The organism is Asanoa ferruginea, assembly GCF_003387075.1.
GTDB classification, from domain to species: Bacteria; Actinomycetota; Actinomycetes; order Mycobacteriales; family Micromonosporaceae; genus Asanoa; species Asanoa ferruginea.
In genome coordinates this window covers 4,880,498-4,896,600 of record NZ_QUMQ01000001.1, presented here as the reverse complement: position 1 = coordinate 4,896,600, position 16,103 = coordinate 4,880,498, and the positions used below count along the sequence as shown (strand labels likewise).

Sequence of the window (16,103 nt, the reverse complement as noted above, 5' to 3'; positions counted from 1 at the left end):
CCATGCGGGCGATCCGGGCCGCACGGCTCTTCGACGGCGTCACCACTACCGACAATCCCATCGTGTACGTCGAGGGCGGCACCGTGGTCAGCGTGGCGCACGGCGGCCCGGCGCCGGCCGACGCGCTCGATCTCGGCGCGGTGACGTTGCTGCCGGGGCTGGTCGACGCGCACACCCACCTGGTGTTCGACGCCGGCGCCGACCCGGTCGCCCGGTTGCACGCGGTCGACGACGACGAGTTGCTCCGCGGCGCGAAGGTGGCGGCCACCCGGGCGCTGCACGCCGGCATCACGACCGTGCGCGACCTGGGCGACCGCGGCTACGTGGCGCTGCGGCTGCGGGCGCAGTTCGCGGCGGCGCCGCACACCGGCCCGCACGTGCTGGCCGCCGGACCGCCGCTGACCAGTCCGCGCGGGCACTGCTGGTGGCTCGGCGGCGAGGTCTCCGGCGTCGCCGGCATCCGGGCGGCGGTGGCCGAGCACGCCGCCCGCGGCGTCGACGTGATCAAGGTGCTGGCCACCGGCGGCGAGATCACCCCAGGCACCAAGCCCTACCTGCTCCAGTTCAGCCCGGAAGAACTCGCCGCGGCGGCCGACGAGGCGCACCGGCACGGTCTGCCGGCCGCCGCGCACGCGCACAGCGCGCCGGCCATCGCGGCCGCCGTCGACGCCGGTTTCGACACCGTCGAGCACGGCTCGTTCCTGACCGCCGACGGCGCCGCCGCTGATCCGGCCGTGATCGGGAAGCTGGCCGCGAGCGACACGGTCGTCTCGGCGACGCTGGGCTACCTGCCGGGCCAGCCGGTCAACCCGCGCACCGCGGCGCTGTCGGCCACGCTGACCGCGATCTTCCAGCAGCAGCGCCGGGCCGGCGTCCGCATGATCGTCACCAGCGACGCCGGCATCGACGCGTCGAAACCGCACGATGTGCTCGCGTACGCCGCGGAGATGTTCCTGCTCTTCGGCGACGGGCCGGAAGCGGCGCTGCGCGCGGTGACCGCCGACGCGGCCGCCGCGTGCGGTGTCGGCGCGACGAAGGGCCGGGTGGCGGCGGGCTACGACGCCGACCTGCTGGCCGTTGCCGGCGACCCGACCACCGACATCGCCGCGCTACGCGACGTGCGGGCGGTCTTCCGCGCCGGCGTGCGGGTCCGCTAGGCCCGGTTTTCCCAGTCAGGAAACCGGGCCTAAGACGGCGCCGTAGAGCAGCACGTCGACCAGGTCTTCGACCGGCACCGCGCGGGGGCCGCTGCCGCCGCCCACCCGGGTCGGGAAGAGCAGGCCCAGGAAGGCATTCGTCAGCGTGGCCACCGGGAGGCGCAGGCGTTCCTGGTCGGGCTCGATCAGGTCTCTGACCGCCGCGAACGTTGCACTGACCGACCGCTCCGGATCGCCGGGCGCGGGCGCGCGCCGCGGGCCGGTGTGCCCGGTGGCGTGCAGGGACCCGAGCACCGAGCCGATCCGGGCGAAGTGCGCGTCGAGCGCGTCGGCCGCGTCGACCAGGCGCAGGGCGAGCGGCTGGTCGAGGGAGATGGAGTTGAGCTCCTGCACAACGACGGTCGGGTCGAGGGCGGCCGCCACGCAGGCGTCGAGCACGGCCTGCTTGTCGTCGAACACCCGGAAGATCGTCGCCTCACCGATGCCGGCGGCGCGGGCGATCTGCGCGGTGGTCACCGCGGCGCCGTGCTCGGCGACCAGCGGCAACGCGGCCCGGACGACGGCCTCGCGGCGCTGCTCCGGGCTCATCCCCGGCGCGCGGCGCCGGGCCTCGGTTTCGGTCATGCCACGACCATAACGGAGTGAGCACTCACTCCGCTAGAGAGCAGGGAGGTCCGAGCCCGCGAGCACCTCGGCGACGGCCAACCCGCTCGACCGGGTCGCGCCGTGCGTGGCGATGTGGGTGGCGCCGACGACCGCGGCCGGCACGCCGAGTTCGACCACCACCGCGTCCGGGCGCGACCGCAGCACGGCGTGCACCAGCGTCGCCATCCAGGCGTGCCGGTGCAGGTCACGCACGACCAGCACCAGCGGGCGGCCGGCGGCCGCGGCGACCACGGCGGCCGGCTCGGCGGCGTCGTCGCCGGTCAGTCGCACCGCGGTGGTGCCGGGCAGCAGGGCGGCCACCGGTGCGGCGACCCCCCAGGGCGTGTCGGTGCCGACCGCGATGTTGGCCGGCGGCGACAGCTCGACCACGTGCGGCGGCCCGGCGAGCGGCAGGGCCGGCGCCGTCCCGACGACCTTGACCGCGCGCCGGGCCGCGGCCAGACCCACCGGCGAGCCGCCGGTGCCATACCAGGGGCCCGGAGCCGAACCGGCCCGCGCCGTCGCGGCCCAGGCGGCCAGGTGCTGGACCCGCTTCGCGGCCTCGGTCAGCCGCTCCTCGGCCAACTCGCCGGAGAGCACCGCGCGGGCGATCGCCGTGCGCAGCCGGTCGGCCGTGCCCTCGTCGGCGTGCTCGCCGCCGATGCAGATCGCGTCGGCGCCGGCCGCGAGGGCGGACACCACCGCGCCCTCGAAGCCGAACCGGTTGACGACCGCGCGCATCTCCATCGCGTCGGTGATCACCGCGCCCTGGAAGCCGAGCTCGTCACGCAACAGTCCAGTGAGGACGGATCGGCTCAGGGTGGCCGGCAGGTCCGGGTCGACGGCCGGCACCAGCAGGTGCCCGGTCATCACGGCCTGGACGCCGGCCTCGATCGCGGCGCGGAACGGGAGCAACTCGACCGCGTCGAGGCCGGCCCGGTCGCGCGGGATGTGCGGCAGGTCGTGGTGCGAGTCGACGGCGGTGTCGCCGTGCCCGGGGAAGTGCTTGGCGCAGGCGGCCACGCCGGCGGCCTGGAGACCGGTCACCCACGCCCCGGTGTGCCGGGCGACGAGGGCCGGGTCGGCGCCGAAGCTGCGTACGCCGATGACCGGGTTGTCGGGGTTGTTGTTGACGTCGGCGTCGGGCGCGTAGTCGAGGTTGACGCCCACCGCGGCCAACTCCCGGCCCAGGTCGCGGGCGACCTCCTCGGTGAGCGCGACGTCGTCGACCGCGCCGAGGGCCAGGTTGCCGGGGCGCGAACTGCCGGCCCGCGATTCGATCCGGGTGACGTCGCCGGCCTCTTCGTCGATCGCGACCAGCACGTCGGCCCGCTCGGCACGCAGCGCCGCGGTCAGCGCGGCGACCTGCTCGGGATCGCGGACGTTGCGGGCGAACAGCGCCACTCCGCCCAGCCCCTCGCCAAGCCAGCGGCGGACCCAGTCCGGCGGCGCGGTGCCCACGAACCCTGGTTGCAGAACGGTCGCGGCCAGCCGCAGCAGTTCGCCGCCAGGCTCGGTCATCTGTGCATCCCCCCGATGTGGCACGGATCCGGTCGCTGTCATGGTCACACCTGACCCCGGAAATAGTCAACAAACCTTCCAGTTGTTGGCGGCGCTACAGTGCCGGCATGCGATGGGCCGCCGACAACGTGAGTTGGTACGACGTACCAGGTGTCCAGATCTTCGGCGCGATCCTCGGGATCGCCGTGCTTCTCTACGCCATCCGCCGGATCTTCAAATAGTTTCGGCCCACCCCGCCCCGGGTAACGCCGCACCGCGATGAAGTCACCCCTCACCTCCCTGCGTCTGCGCCGGGCAGCCCGCACCCTCTTCGGCTGGAAAACCCTGCGCCCCGGTCAGCTCGACGCGATGCGCGCGATCCTGCGCGGCCGCGACGTGCTCGCCGTCATGCCCACCGGTGCCGGCAAGTCGGCGCTCTACCAGGTGCCGGCGACCCAGTTGCCCGGCCCGACCCTCGTGGTGTCCCCGCTGCTCGCCCTGCAACAGGACCAGATCGGCGGGCTCGAACGGCGCGGCTCCGCCGGCCTCAAGGCGGTGCGGATCTCCTCGGCCGAGACGCCCAAGCAGCAGGAGGCCGCCCTCGCGGCCCTGCGCGACGGCCGGGCCGAGTTCCTGTTCATCACCCCCGAGCAGCTCGCCGACCCCGACCGGCTGGCGCAGGTGAAGGCGCTGAAGCCGTCGCTGGTCGCGATCGACGAGGCGCACTGCATCTCCGCGTGGGGGCACGACTTCCGGCCCGACTACCTGGCGCTCGGGCACGTCATCCGGGAGCTGGGCCGGCCGCCGGTGGTGGCGCTGACCGCGACCGCGTCGCCGCCGGTGCGCGACGACATCGTGGCCCGGCTCGGCCTGGCGAAGCCGAAAATCATGGTGACCGGGCTCGACCGCGCCAACCTGTTCCTGGAGGCGGCCAACTGCCCGACGGAGGACTACCGGTGGCGGCGGCTGCTCGCGCTCGTCTCCACCGACGAGGGCCCGGGCATCGTCTACGTGCCGACCCGGCGGGGCGCCGAGGAGCTGGCGGCGCGACTGTCCGCCGCGGGCTACGCCGCCGAGTTCTACCACGGTGGGATGGCCGGCGGGGCGCGCGAGAAACTGCACGTCGCGTTCCTGGCCGACGAGGTGCCGATCATGGTGGCGACCTCGGCCTTCGGGATGGGCATCGACAAGCCCAACATCCGCTGGGTGGCGCACGTCGCGCTGCCCGACTCGCCGGACAGCTACCTACAGGAGATCGGCCGCGCCGGCCGTGACGGGCTGCCCGCCCGCACCCTGCTGCTCTGGCGGGCCGAAGACGAGGGTTTGCAGCGGTTCTTCACCGGCGCCCTGCCCGCGGTGGACGAGCTGCGCGACCTGGCCGCCGTGCTGCGCGCCGAAGGCCCGCTGACCAAGGCGGCGCTGCGCGAGCGCACCGGCCTCGGCGCCCGCAAGCAGGGCCAACTCGTGGCGCTGCTCGAACACGTCGGCGGCGCGGTCACCCGGTCGGGTGGCAAAGTCGCCTGCCCGCGCTACGCACCGTCACCGGCCGACGCCGCCGACCTCGCCGTCGCGGAGGCCGAGCGCCAGCAGAGCCTGTCAAAATCACGGACCGACATGATGCGGGCGTACGCGCAGGCGCGCGGCTGCCGCTCCCAGCCGCTGCTGGCCTATTTCGGCGAGCAGTTGACCCGGGTCTGCGGCCACTGCGACAACTGCTCGGCCGGCCGGGGCGAACCCGACAACGGCGCCGTCGGCCCGTTCCCTGTGCACAGCACGGTGAGCCACGCCGAGTGGGGCGCCGGCATGGTGATGGGCTACGAGGACAACCGGATGACGGTGCTCTTCGACGACGTGGGGTACAAGACCCTGTCGGTTCCGGTCGTCTCCGAACAAGGCCTGCTGACTACGCTGTAGCGATCTGATCGAAGGGTGTTTGACGTGACTGACGTTCCCGTGTCCACCGAGTTGGGCTTCACCGATTCCGAGTGGGGCCTGCTGGTCGGCCTCCCCCAGTCGGTGCTGACCGCCGCGAGCGCGGCCGAGCACGACGGCACCCGCCGCACCCTGGCGGAGAACGCCGCCGGCCTGGAGGCGATCGCCGAGGGCCGCGAGTCGGCGAGCCCGCTGGTCACCGCCGTCGCGGGCGAGCTGGTGGCCCGGGTCGGCGACCCGGAGAGCGGTGAGGAACTCCCGTCGATCTCCCCGGCCGACCCGGTCGCCTACGCCAAGGATGTCCTGGCCCGCGCCGGCGAGGCCGCCGCGTTGCTGGCGGCGAAGTCGGGCGAGGGCGAGGCCGGCGCCTACAAGCACTGGCTGGTCACCATCGCGGAGCAGGTAGTGACGGCCGCACCGAGCGGCGGCATCCTCGGCATCGGCGGCGACGTGGTCACCGACTCGGAGCGCACGTTCCGCGACCAGCTCGCCGCGGTCCTCAACGACTGAAATCCGACCTATGAGGACGGTGCCACAGTCTGATACAAGAGACTGTGGCCCGGGTCTTCATCAGCAGTGCGTCGGGGGCGTTGGCGCCCTATCGCCAGGCCGCGGTCGATGTCTGTCATCGACTCGGCCTGGTGCCGGTGCACATGGAGGAGTTCCCGCCGGACCGCCTGGCACCCCTTGAGGTGTGCCGCGGGCGGGTCGAGACCGCCGACGTCTTCGTCCTGCTGCTGGCGCACCGTTACGGTTCGCGACCGGTCGGCGAGTCCCGCTCCTACACGGAGCTGGAATATTCCTGGGCGTTGGAACGGCCCGCGATGGCGGTGTTGCCGTTCGTCGTCGACTCATCCTTCCCGTGGCCGCCGCCAGACGTCGACCATGGCGCCGACGGAGCGGCCCTCGCGCGCTTCATCGAACGGGTGAAGAAGGCGCACACGGCGAAGCGCCTCGCCGACCTGGCAGCCTTCCGCGAAGACCTCCTGCTCGCGCTGCGGCCCTACGAGCCGCAGCGGCCCGGCCTCACGTCAGGCGGAATCCCGGCCCCGCCGACCCTGCACGCGATGCCGCCCTACGTCGGCAGTGCGCCCTTTACCGGCAGGTCGGCCGATCTCGCCGCCCTCGACGAATGGTCCCGGTCCGACGATCCGGTGCTCGTCGTGGAGGCCATCGGCGGCACCGGCAAGAGCGCGATGACCTGGGAGTGGGCGTCGACCGGCTCAATGGATCAAGCCGGCCGGCTCTGGTGGAGCTTCTACGACGGCTCCGCGTCGATGACCCGGTTCCTCCAGGAGGTGCTCGCCTACGTGAGCCGGCGGCCACGCGGCGAGGTCGCCAAGATGCCCCTGGCCGATCTCGGCGCGGAAGTGTTGTCCGCGTTACGCAGCCGGCCCTACCTGCTGGTGCTCGACGGGTTCGAGCGGTTACTCGGTGCCTACCACCGTCTCGACCCGTCGAAGGTCCGTGACGACGAGGTCGAGTCCACCAAGCGCTCGATGATCGACCCGGCGGCCGAAGAGGTGCTCCGCGAGCTGACCGCCGCCGGGCCCTCGAAGATTCTGATCAGCACGCGGCTGATGCCCGACGCGCTACAGGGGCGATTCGGGGCGATCATGCCGGGTGTGCGGCACCTGCGGCTGCCGGGCTTGACCGACCGCGACACCGTTTCGCTGCTCGACCGGCTGGGCGTGCGGGGCAGCACCGCGGCACTCAACGGCTTCTTCCACCGGCTCGAAAACCATCCGCTGTTGATCGGGATCGTCGCCGGGTTGGTGCGCGACTACCGGCCGGATCCCGGCGGGTTCGAGCGCTGGCTCGCCGACCCTACCGCTGGCGCCGCGCTCGCCCTGCCCGAGCTGGACCTGACCCAACGACGCACCCACATCCTGGCCGCCGCGCTGGCCGACCTGCCACCCCCCAGCCACCGGCTGCTCAGCTGGATCTCGGTGCTGGCCGGCGCGGTCGAGTGGAGCGCGCTCGAAGCGATCAACCCCTTCCGTCCGGCGCCGCCCGCACCGGCGGAGCCGGATCTCGACGCGTTCGGTCCGCCCCCGCTGTCGTTCGGCCCGGATCGGGACCCGGGCCCTTCGGCGGCCGCGGAGATCGCCGTTCGGCAGCGCCGGGAGTGGCTCTCATCGGAGCCGGTCGTCCGCGCGAAGGCCCAGCTCGACCTGGCCTTGCGCGACCTCGAGGAGCGGGGTCTGCTGTGGTGGGACCGCGCCGCCAACTCCTATGACCTGCACCCGATCATCCGTGCCTACGTGCACGACCGGCTGGACGGGTCGGAGCGGGTGCGCGCCAACCTCGCGGTGCGCGACCACTTCGCCGCGCTGCCGCCCGAAGATCCGGAACAGGCAGCCAGCGTCGAAGACCTGCGGCAGACGATAACCATCTTCCGTGCCCTCGTCGGCGCCGGACTCCTCCTTCAGGCAGCCATGCACTGGGCCAGACATCTACAGGATGCGCTTCTCGTCGATCTCGGCGTCTACCCCGCCGTGATCGAGCTGCTCGCGCCACTCGCGCGCGACGAGTCCTTCGCAACTCGTTCGGCGCTGACGATCGCCTATGCGTGGCAGGACCGCTTTCCGGAGGCGATCGACCATGAGGTCGGCATTCTGAGCCGGTTGCTCGAGGCCGACGACGATTTCAACATGCTGAGCAGCCTGAACCGCCTGGCCGAGGTGGTTGGCGCCGGCGGGTCGCTCCTCGCCGAGTCCAGGCTCGTCGCGCTGCAAGCCGATCTCCTGATCGCCAAGGGCGACGACCCGGACCAGGTTCCCGATCTGTTGTACGACCTGGCCCTCGCCCACGAGCGCCGCGGCGAGCTGACCGCCGCGCGGGGTCTGATCGAACGAGCCGAACGCCTTCCGGACCCGACCGACAATCCGTGGCACCGCGGCTTGCTCCACCTCGTCACGCTTCGACTGGCCATGCGCGACGAGGTCGCCCGGCGCACCTTGTCGACGGCCGACTTCACCCGTGTCGCCGACGGCATGGTGACCCTTCAGAACCGCGTCCGACTGGCGGCGTTGCGATGCAGGTTCGAGATCCAGCGCGACGACTTCACCGCCGCGCTGATCAGCGCCGAGCAGCACGAACGCCTGGCCCGCAACGCGGGCATCAACACCACTGCGGCGGTCCACGCATTCCTGTTGGCCAGACTCGGCCGGATCGCGGAAGCGGACGCGGCCCTGGCCGAGACACTCACCCGGCTCCCCCGGCTGCCCTTCGTCAGACGGCCCCACTACGACCTCGCTCTCGCGTTGCGGGAACGCGGCCGCCTCCACGAGGCGGTCGCCCACGCGGTCGACGCATACCGGCAGAGCTGGAGCGAAGGGCCGCCCTACCATCACCACTGGGACCTGACCGAGGCCCATGAGCTGCTCACCCAGCCGGGTGTCGCACCGCCAGACCTGCCGGTCACCGACCCCGCCACGGTGAAGGTGCCCATGGAGAAGGAGATCCGCGCATATATCGTGCGCACGCGCGAACGTCGGGCCCACTCGTAAGATGTCGCGTTGGGTTGTCGTCGTGAACCGGAACGAGGTCAGGGGGCCGCAGTGCTGGCATGTCAGACGGCTGGGCCGGCCGCCGCACCGGTCATCGTGCTGGGCAGCTCGCTCGGCACCACCGGCGCCATGTGGGCGCCGCAGCTCGCGGCGCTGAGCGCCGACTTCCGGGTGGTCGCGTTCGACCATCGTGGACATGGCGGGTCGCCCAAGCCACCGGGGCCCTACGCGATCGAGGAGCTCGGCAACGACGTGCTCGCCCTGCTCGACCACCTCGGCCTCGACCGGGTGCACTACGCCGGGCTGTCGCTCGGCGGCATGGTCGGCATGTGGCTGGCGGCACACGCACCCGAGCGGGTCGACCGGCTGGCGCTGTTGTGCACAGCCGCCCACCTACCGCCGGCGTCCGGGTGGCGCCAGCGGGCGGCGACCGTGCGGGCCGACGGGATGGGCGCCATCGCCGACGCGGTCGTGGCGCGGTGGTTCACGCCCGGCTTCCGGCCCGACGTGGTCGCCTCGTTCACCGAGTCGCTGGTGGCGATCGACGCCGAGGGCTACGCGGGGTGTTGCGAGGCCATCGCGGGCATGGACCTGCGGCCAGTGCTCGGTCGGGTCGCAGCGCCGACGTTGGTTGTCGCCGGCGCCGACGACCCGGCCATTCCGCCCGTCTTCTCCGAGTCCATTGTGGAAGGCGTGCGCGGCGCCGAGTTGGTCGTGCTGCCCGACGCCGCGCATCTGGCGAGTGTGCAGCAGGCCGACGCCGTGTCCGCCCTGCTGCACAAGCATTTCAGCGCCGGGTGAGGCGCACGGCGTCGGCGATGACATAGCCGGTGCCGCTGGTCCAACGGCTCACGCCGACCTTGTTGCCGGCGCCGGCCGGGAGGGTGAAGACGCCGAGTGGCACCCACTGCCCACCGCCCGTGCGCTGGTTGACCGTCACCGTCTGGTTGCCGGTCGCGGCGGCGACGATGAAGGGCGTCTGGTTGTTGTAGCCCGGGTCAGCCGGATACCAGACCTCGACCGAGTAGGACCCGGCCGCCGGCGTGGTCGCGGCATACCAGGCGACGTCGCTCGCCGAGACCGGGCTGGCGAACCGGTAGTCGGCGCCGAACCGCTGTGCCGAGAAGGCCGACGTACCCCAGTTGGCGCTCGCGGTGAAACCCGCCCCGGTGTTGTCGACGGTGGTGGTCCACTCCCCCTCCGGTGGCGGCCCCTGGTCGGTGCTCACGTCGAGGTAGTTCCGGTCGATGTGGATCGTCACGCCGCCCCAGGTCTCGGTGACCTCGCCCGCGTACTGGTGCAGCCGTTGGTGATTGGCATAACGGTCGTCGGCGCAGTAGCTGCCGCCATCCGTGTCGGCCACGCCGTTCCACCAGGCGATCCAGATCTGGTCGAGCCGGGTGTACGCGGGGTCGTCATAGGCGTCGCAGACGTCGCGGATGCCGGACGAACCGCTGGAATACATGCCGGCGAGGTAGCCGCGGGTGTGCAGCCGCTGCGTCCACCCGGACAGGAACGAGAGCACGGCGGCCCGGCACGAGGCGTTGGACGGGTAGGCCTCGATGTCGTTGTAGATCGTGCTGCCGGCCCCGATCCCCAGGGCCTGCGCGGCGCTGACGGCACTGTCGGCGGCGGTGCCGCCCTGCGTGCGGGCGGTGACGGCGTTGGCCGACATCTTCGGCGTACGCGTGCCGCACGGCGCCTGGTAGCCCAACTCGATCGGGATCAGCCGCCAGCCGTTGGCCACCTGGTTGCTGACCCAGGTCGCGGTCAGGTTGGGCTGCGCGCACGACCGGCTGCCACCGCTGATGTAGATCCCGACGGCCCGGTAGGGCGAGTTGGCCCGCCAGGCGTTCATCGCCGACTGCGACGGCGCGGCGCAGGTGTCGAACCCGCGCCCGACGAACGTCCCCGGCTGCGGCGGCGTCGCGGCCACCGCCACTCCCGAGGCCGGCACCATCAGAAACGCCGCGGCCATCACCGCCATCCCGGCGAGCCTGGCGACGGTCGATCGTCGAAGGATTCTTCCGGCCGCATCGATGCTCATGAAGTTTTCTACCACGCATCGATGGATGACGGTATATATGCGAGCCGCCTAACGCGGATTGCCACGCGGGTCGTCGGGAACCTGGCCGTCACGCAGGCCGAGCACGTACGCCCGGTCCAACTCGATCCGGGCCCGCATCTGATCGGCTCCGCCGACCGATCCGTGCCCGGGCACGAAGACCGCGACGTCGCCCGCCACGGCCTCCAGCAGCCGCAGCGCCGCCAGGTAGTCGTCGACCGGGTCTTCGCTGCCGTGCACGTCGAGCATCGGGACCAGGACGTCGGAGAGCATGTCGCCGGCGACCAGCACCCCGCGATCTGGGATGAGCAGTGCTGCGTGGCCCGCGGCGTGCGCCTGGTGCTCGATGATCCGGATTCGCGGACCATCCCATGGGATCGTCGAAGCTGGCAGTGCGGTGATGTCGCCCAGCAGGTCGAGCGACACCTTGTCCGCGAATTCCGGTGGGATCAGCTGGGCGGTGATGCGGGCCTTCACGCCCGGGTCCGACAACCGGTCCCGCGCCGTGGCCGCGCACCGGGCAGTGCCGTAACGCGGCGCGTCGCCGAACCGCGGGTGCCAGAGCAGGTGATCCCAATGTGGATGGGTCGAGAAGCCGGCCACCACGGTCTGCCCCGACAGGTCGTCGGCCAGGCAGGCCATTTCCTGCTCCTGCACCCCGGGGTCGATGAGCAGCACGCCGGCGCGGCCTTCCACCACAACGGCGTTGCTCTGCACGAACTCGCTCTCGTGGACCAGCACACCCGCCGCGACCTGACTCAGCACGCCGCCAGCCTAGGTCAGGCGACGGCGCCGCTGGGACGGGTGCGTAGGCCGGACAGCGCCGAGTAGGCCGCGGTCAACTGCGAGGCCACGCGCTTCCACGAGTAGACCTGGCGGGCCCGGTCGATGGCCGCGGTGGCGTAGGCCAGGTGGCGCACCGGGTCGCCCAGCAGGCGGCGGATCGCCGTGCCCAGGGCGCGCGGGTCGCGCTGTGCGACCAGGTCCCCGGTCAGTCCCTCGACCACCGTCTCGGCGATGCCGCCGACCGCGGTGCCGATGACCGGGACGCCGCAGGCCATCGCCTCGAGTGGGCTGAGGCCGAACGGCTCGTACCAGGGTGCGGCCACCAGCAGGTCGGCGGAGCGATACCAGAGCGGCATCTCGCGGCGCGGGACGCCGCCGACCAGGTGGACCCGGTCGCCCACGTCGTAGCGGTCGGCCAGGTCGCGCAACTCCCGCGCGCCGGGGTCGTCGCCGAGTGCCGAAGCGGGCGGGCCGCCGACCACGACGCATTCGGCGTCGGGGACGAGGCGCAGCGCGGAGATCAGGTCCTGGTGGCCCTTGCGGGCGGTCAGCGCGCCGACCGAGAGCAGCCGCCGGCGGGCGCCGCGCTGCTGTGCCGGGCCTTCGGGCTGGAACAGGTCGTCGTCGACGCCGCCCGGGATCAGCACCAGGCGGGCCCGCGGGACGCCCATCCGGACAAGTTCGCGCAGTTCGTCCTGGCTCTGGGCGACGACCCGGTCGACCGCGCGGCCGAGCACCCGCTCGTAGCCGATCCGCTGCGGCGGGCCCGCGAAGACGTCGTTGCGCCGCGCGGCCGAACCCAGCTCGTGATAGCTCTGCACGATCGGCACGCCGGTCTGCCGCCCGGCCGTGATCGCGGCCAGCCCGCTGGTCCAGAAGTGCGCGTGCGCCACCTCGGGGATCCAGCCGTCACCGCGCCAGCGGTCGACGAGCCAACGGGAGAAATCCTTCGTGTACGGGAGCAGCTCCTCATCCGACAAGGGCCGGGCGGGGCCGGCGGGCACCCGGATGACGTCGACGCCCTCGCGTTCCCTGGTCATCTCGGCGCCGTCTTCGGCAGCCCGGCGGGTGTAGACGCGGACCTCGTTGCCGGCGGCGGCGAGCGCGGCCGACAGGTCGCCGACGAACGCACCGCGGCCGCCGATCGCCGCCCCGTCGGACGGATCGGCATGCTCGGAGATCATCGCGATGCGCATGCGTTCATCCTCCCGCGCCGGATCTGCGTACCCACTCAAATCCGGCTTTCCCGATGATCCGGACCGGCCGTGTCGGCTCATTCGGTGCAACACCTCCCCGCCAGGGCTCAGAGCTTCCCGCGCTGCGCGGCGCTAAACATCACCAGCACCGCATGCCCCATCCTCACCGGTAGATCGCGCGGTGCGCGGCGCCGACCGCGGCCGCGTAGGCCGAGCCGGCGCGACCGGCCCTGACCAGGGCGGCCCGGGCGGCGTTGTGCCCGGGTGCGCCGTGCACGCCGCCGCCGGGGTGTGCCGACGAACTGGCCAGGAACAGCCGGTCGACCGGGGTGTCGGGCCGGCCCAGGCCGGGCACCGGGCGCAGGAAGAGTTGCTGGTAGGCGGCCGCCGTGCCGCCGCCGAGGGTGCCGCCGACCAGGCTCGGGTTGGCGCCGTGCAACTCGGCCGGACCGGCGACGTGGCGGCCGACGACCAGGGCGCGGAAACCGGGCGCGTGCTCTTCGAGTACGGCTTCCATCCGCTCGACGTGCGCGGCGATCTCCTCGGCATGCCACTGCGTGCGGAACGGCAGATGCGTGTAGGCCCAGAGCGACTCCGTGCCGGCCGGCGACCGGCCCGGGTCGCTGGTGGTCATCTGCCCGGCCAGCAGGAACGGCCGCGCGGGGAGGTCGCCCGAAGCCAGGTCGGCGGCGTAGCGGCTCAGGCCGTTGAGGTCGGCGTCGAGGTGGACGGTGCCGGCGCCGGCTGCCGCGGGGTTGCGCCACGGTATCGGGCCCGACAGCGCCCAGTCGACCTTGACCGTCGAGCCGTCCCACCGGAAGTGTTCGAGGTCTTCGACCAGGCGGGGCGGCAGGTGCGCGGCGCCGACCAGGTCGAGGTAGAGCGCCGGTGCGGGCACGTCGGCGAGCACCGCCCGGTGTGCCCGGTAGAGGTCGCCACCGGCCCGCACGCCCATCGCCCGGCCGCGGGCGATCAGCACCCGGTCGGCGGGCGCGCCGTAGACGATCCGGCCGCCGCGCTCCTCGAGGCGGGCCACCAGCGCGTCGGTGATCCGCTGGGCGCCGCCTTCCGGCACCGGCCAGCCGACCTGCTGACCGAGCATCGCCAGCAGCCAGCCGAAGAAGCCGCCGCCGGCATCCTCGGGCGACAGGTCGGTGTGCAGCGCGCAGCCGGCCAGCAGCAGCGGGCCGCCCTCGCCGGCGAACATCTCGCGGCCCAGCGCGCGGACGGGCAGGACCAGCCGCCGGGCCAACCGCAGCGCGCCGGCCACCCCCTCGCCGCGCAGCAACTCGGCGCTGGCGCGTACCGGTGGAAAGGGTGTCAACAACGCGCGCACGAGCGGGTCGGCGACCGGCCGCCACGCCGCGAACGCGGCCCGCCAGCGGTCGCCGTCGCCGGGCGCGAACTCGTCGAGGCTCGCGGCGGTGATCTCGACGTCGCGGTGCAGCCGCGCGACCCGGCCGTCGGGCAGCACGTGGGCGAGCACGTCGGGCGCGTGCCGCCAGCGCAGGCCGTGTTCACCCAGGTCGAGCGCCGTCAGCGCGGGCGAGACGAAGCCCAGGGGGTAGAACGAGCTGAACAGGTCGTTGCGGTAGCCCGGAGCGGTCACCTCGGCGCTGCGCACCGCGCCGCCGGGCACCCCGGTCGCCTCGACGACCACGACGCTCCACCCCGCGTCGGCCAGTTCGTTTGCCGCGACGAGCCCGTTGTGGCCGGCCCCGATGACGATCGCGTCCGCTGCCTGCGTGCTCACGACAGCGACCCTATGCCGCTGTTTGTGATGCCGTTGCCCTGGGTACGGAGGTCACCGCTCGTAGTGATGCCCCATCGGGCAGACCGCCGGGGGCCGGCGTGAGAGGCGGACGCATGGCGACCACGGCCGGTCTCGACTTCGACCCCGCGGCGCTGCCGCGCCGGGTCAGGCAGCTCAACTGGCGCACCTGGCGCGGTGTGCTGGCCCGCGCCGGCAAGGGCTTCGTCAAGGACAACTGCTCGGACTGGGCGGCCAGCCTGACCTACTACTCGGTGCTGGCGCTCTTCCCGTCGGCGATCGTGGTGGTCGCGCTGGTCAACCTCGTCTCCTCGGGCGACCAGACGGTCGACACGGTGGTCGGCCTGCTGCGCGACATGGGCGCCAAGTCGCTGGTCGAGAAGGACGGGGTGACCGACGCGATCGGTCAGGTGGTCGGGCAGAAGAGCTCGGCCGGCGTGCTGCTGAGCGTCGGCCTCCTCTCCGCGATCTGGTCCGCGTCCGGGTTCGTCGGCGGATTCACCCGCGCGTCCAACGCCATCTACGGCGTCGAAGAGGGCCGGCCGTTCTGGAAGCTGCGCCCGCTGCAGATCCTGCTGACCGTCGCGGCCCTGCTGCTGCTCGCCGTCGTGGTGGTGATGCTGATCGTGAGCGGGCCGGTGACCACCGCGATCGGCGACCGGCTCAGCCTCGGCGGCGCACCCCAGTTGGCCTGGTCGATCGCCAAGTGGCCGGTGCTTCTGTTGATCGCCATGCTGCTGCTCGCGATGCTGTTCTGGATCGCGCCCAACGTGCGACAGCCCCGGTTCCGCTGGCTGACCGTGGGCGGCTTCGTCGCCCTGCTCGTAACCGGCGTGGCCTCGTTCGGCTTCGGCCTCTACGTGGCGAATTTCAATTCCTACGACAAGACGTACGGCAGTCTCGGCGCCGTGATCGCCTTTCTGGTCTGGATCTACCTGGTCAACTCGGCGGTGCTGTTCGGCGTCGAGGTCAACGCCGAGGTGCAGCGCGGGCGGGAGTTGCAGGCGGGTGCGGAGAAGGTCGCCGACCCCGTGTTGCCGCCGCGTACGCCGGCCGACTGAGGCAGTTGGGGCGGATGGGTCGGTTTAGCTCCCCGACCCGGGGGTAGCCCAAAACGCATGGAACGGGGCAACGCAAAACACAGTCCGCGTGTCGACGACGAAATGGCCCACGAGGTCGACGGCATCGTCAAGGGCACCGCCGGTGGCCGGTCGGAGGAGTTCCGCGAAGCCGAACCGGCCGGCGACGACCAGCCCGAGGCGAGCATGGTGCCGGAAGGCGACGACGGTTCCGGCGTGCCGCAGGGCATGACGGCCGAGGACGTGGAGTCGCGCAGCAGGTTGGGGCGGTTCATCAACCGGTCCGTGCTGCCCGCTGACCGTGACCATCTGCGCCGGGCGGCCGAGGAGAACGAGGCGCCCGACGACGTGCTCGCCGAGATCGACCGGCTCCCCACCGGAGTCCAGTTCCAGACGGTGTCCGAGGCGTGGGCCGCGCTCGGCCATCGCAACGAGACCCATCGCTGGTGAATCCCAGCAG

The 16,103-nt window shown here is 72.5% G+C and carries 13 protein-coding genes; 7 read left to right on the top strand and 6 right to left on the bottom strand.

Annotated features, from left to right (window positions below; genetic code table 11):
* Positions 1-2 precede the first annotated feature (2 nt).
* Entirely contained in the window at positions 3-1,157 is a 1,155-nt protein-coding gene (locus DFJ67_RS23045; RefSeq protein WP_116069901.1) for an amidohydrolase family protein, read from the top strand.
* A 15-nt stretch (positions 1,158-1,172) separates the two neighbouring features.
* On the opposite strand, the gene DFJ67_RS23040 is transcribed toward DFJ67_RS23045, so the two are convergent.
* Both DFJ67_RS23040 and DFJ67_RS23035 read right to left on the bottom strand, forming a co-directional pair.
* Entirely contained in the window at positions 1,173-1,781 is a 609-nt protein-coding gene (locus DFJ67_RS23040) for a TetR/AcrR family transcriptional regulator (RefSeq protein ID WP_116069900.1), read from the bottom strand.
* A gap of 33 nt (positions 1,782-1,814) precedes the next feature.
* Entirely contained in the window at positions 1,815-3,323 is a 1,509-nt protein-coding gene (locus tag DFJ67_RS23035) for a glycoside hydrolase family 3 protein (RefSeq protein WP_116069899.1), read from the bottom strand.
* 258 nt (positions 3,324-3,581) lie between these two features.
* On the opposite strand from DFJ67_RS23035, the gene DFJ67_RS23030 reads away from it, so the two are divergent.
* From DFJ67_RS23030 to pcaD, 4 genes are read left to right on the top strand one after another with little or no spacing between them, the layout of a single operon-like run.
* A complete protein-coding gene (locus DFJ67_RS23030; RefSeq protein WP_116069898.1) occupies positions 3,582-5,216 on the top strand; it encodes a RecQ family ATP-dependent DNA helicase in 1,635 nt (544 codons plus the stop codon).
* A gap of 24 nt (positions 5,217-5,240) precedes the next feature.
* A complete protein-coding gene (locus tag DFJ67_RS23025; protein ID WP_116076571.1) occupies positions 5,241-5,744 on the top strand; it encodes a hypothetical protein in 504 nt (167 codons plus the stop codon).
* Positions 5,745-5,788: 44 nt separating this feature from the next.
* Entirely contained in the window at positions 5,789-8,746 is a 2,958-nt protein-coding gene (locus DFJ67_RS23020; RefSeq protein ID WP_116069897.1) for a DUF4062 domain-containing protein, read from the top strand.
* Positions 8,747-8,797: 51 nt separating this feature from the next.
* Positions 8,798-9,547, top strand: coding sequence for a 3-oxoadipate enol-lactonase (pcaD, locus tag DFJ67_RS23015; RefSeq protein WP_116069896.1), 750 nt, complete (start codon positions 8,798-8,800; stop codon positions 9,545-9,547).
* Here pcaD and DFJ67_RS23010 read toward each other — a convergent pair.
* From DFJ67_RS23010 to DFJ67_RS22995, 4 genes are all read right to left on the bottom strand, one after another.
* Positions 9,534-10,793 (bottom strand): glycoside hydrolase domain-containing protein, encoded by a 1,260-nt coding sequence (locus tag DFJ67_RS23010; protein ID WP_116069895.1) that lies wholly within the window; start codon positions 10,791-10,793, stop codon positions 9,534-9,536. The genes pcaD and DFJ67_RS23010 overlap by 14 nt on opposite strands.
* A gap of 48 nt (positions 10,794-10,841) precedes the next feature.
* The gene (locus DFJ67_RS23005) at positions 10,842-11,576 is read right to left on the bottom strand and encodes an MBL fold metallo-hydrolase (protein ID WP_116069894.1); all 735 of its coding nucleotides are present in this window, start codon (positions 11,574-11,576) and stop codon (positions 10,842-10,844) included.
* A gap of 14 nt (positions 11,577-11,590) precedes the next feature.
* The gene (locus DFJ67_RS23000) at positions 11,591-12,793 is read right to left on the bottom strand and encodes a glycosyltransferase (protein WP_116069893.1); all 1,203 of its coding nucleotides are present in this window, start codon (positions 12,791-12,793) and stop codon (positions 11,591-11,593) included.
* Positions 12,794-12,956: 163 nt separating this feature from the next.
* The gene (locus DFJ67_RS22995; protein WP_116069892.1) at positions 12,957-14,546 is read right to left on the bottom strand and encodes a phytoene desaturase family protein; all 1,590 of its coding nucleotides are present in this window, start codon (positions 14,544-14,546) and stop codon (positions 12,957-12,959) included.
* A 113-nt stretch (positions 14,547-14,659) separates the two neighbouring features.
* On the opposite strand from DFJ67_RS22995, the gene DFJ67_RS22990 reads away from it, so the two are divergent.
* On the top strand, positions 14,660-15,625 hold the full coding sequence (locus tag DFJ67_RS22990) for a YihY/virulence factor BrkB family protein (protein WP_116069891.1): 966 nt from the start codon (positions 14,660-14,662) through the stop codon (positions 15,623-15,625).
* Between the two features lie 57 nt (positions 15,626-15,682).
* On the top strand, positions 15,683-16,093 hold the full coding sequence (locus DFJ67_RS22985; protein WP_116069890.1) for a DUF2795 domain-containing protein: 411 nt from the start codon (positions 15,683-15,685) through the stop codon (positions 16,091-16,093).
* Positions 16,094-16,103: the final 10 nt, after the last annotated feature.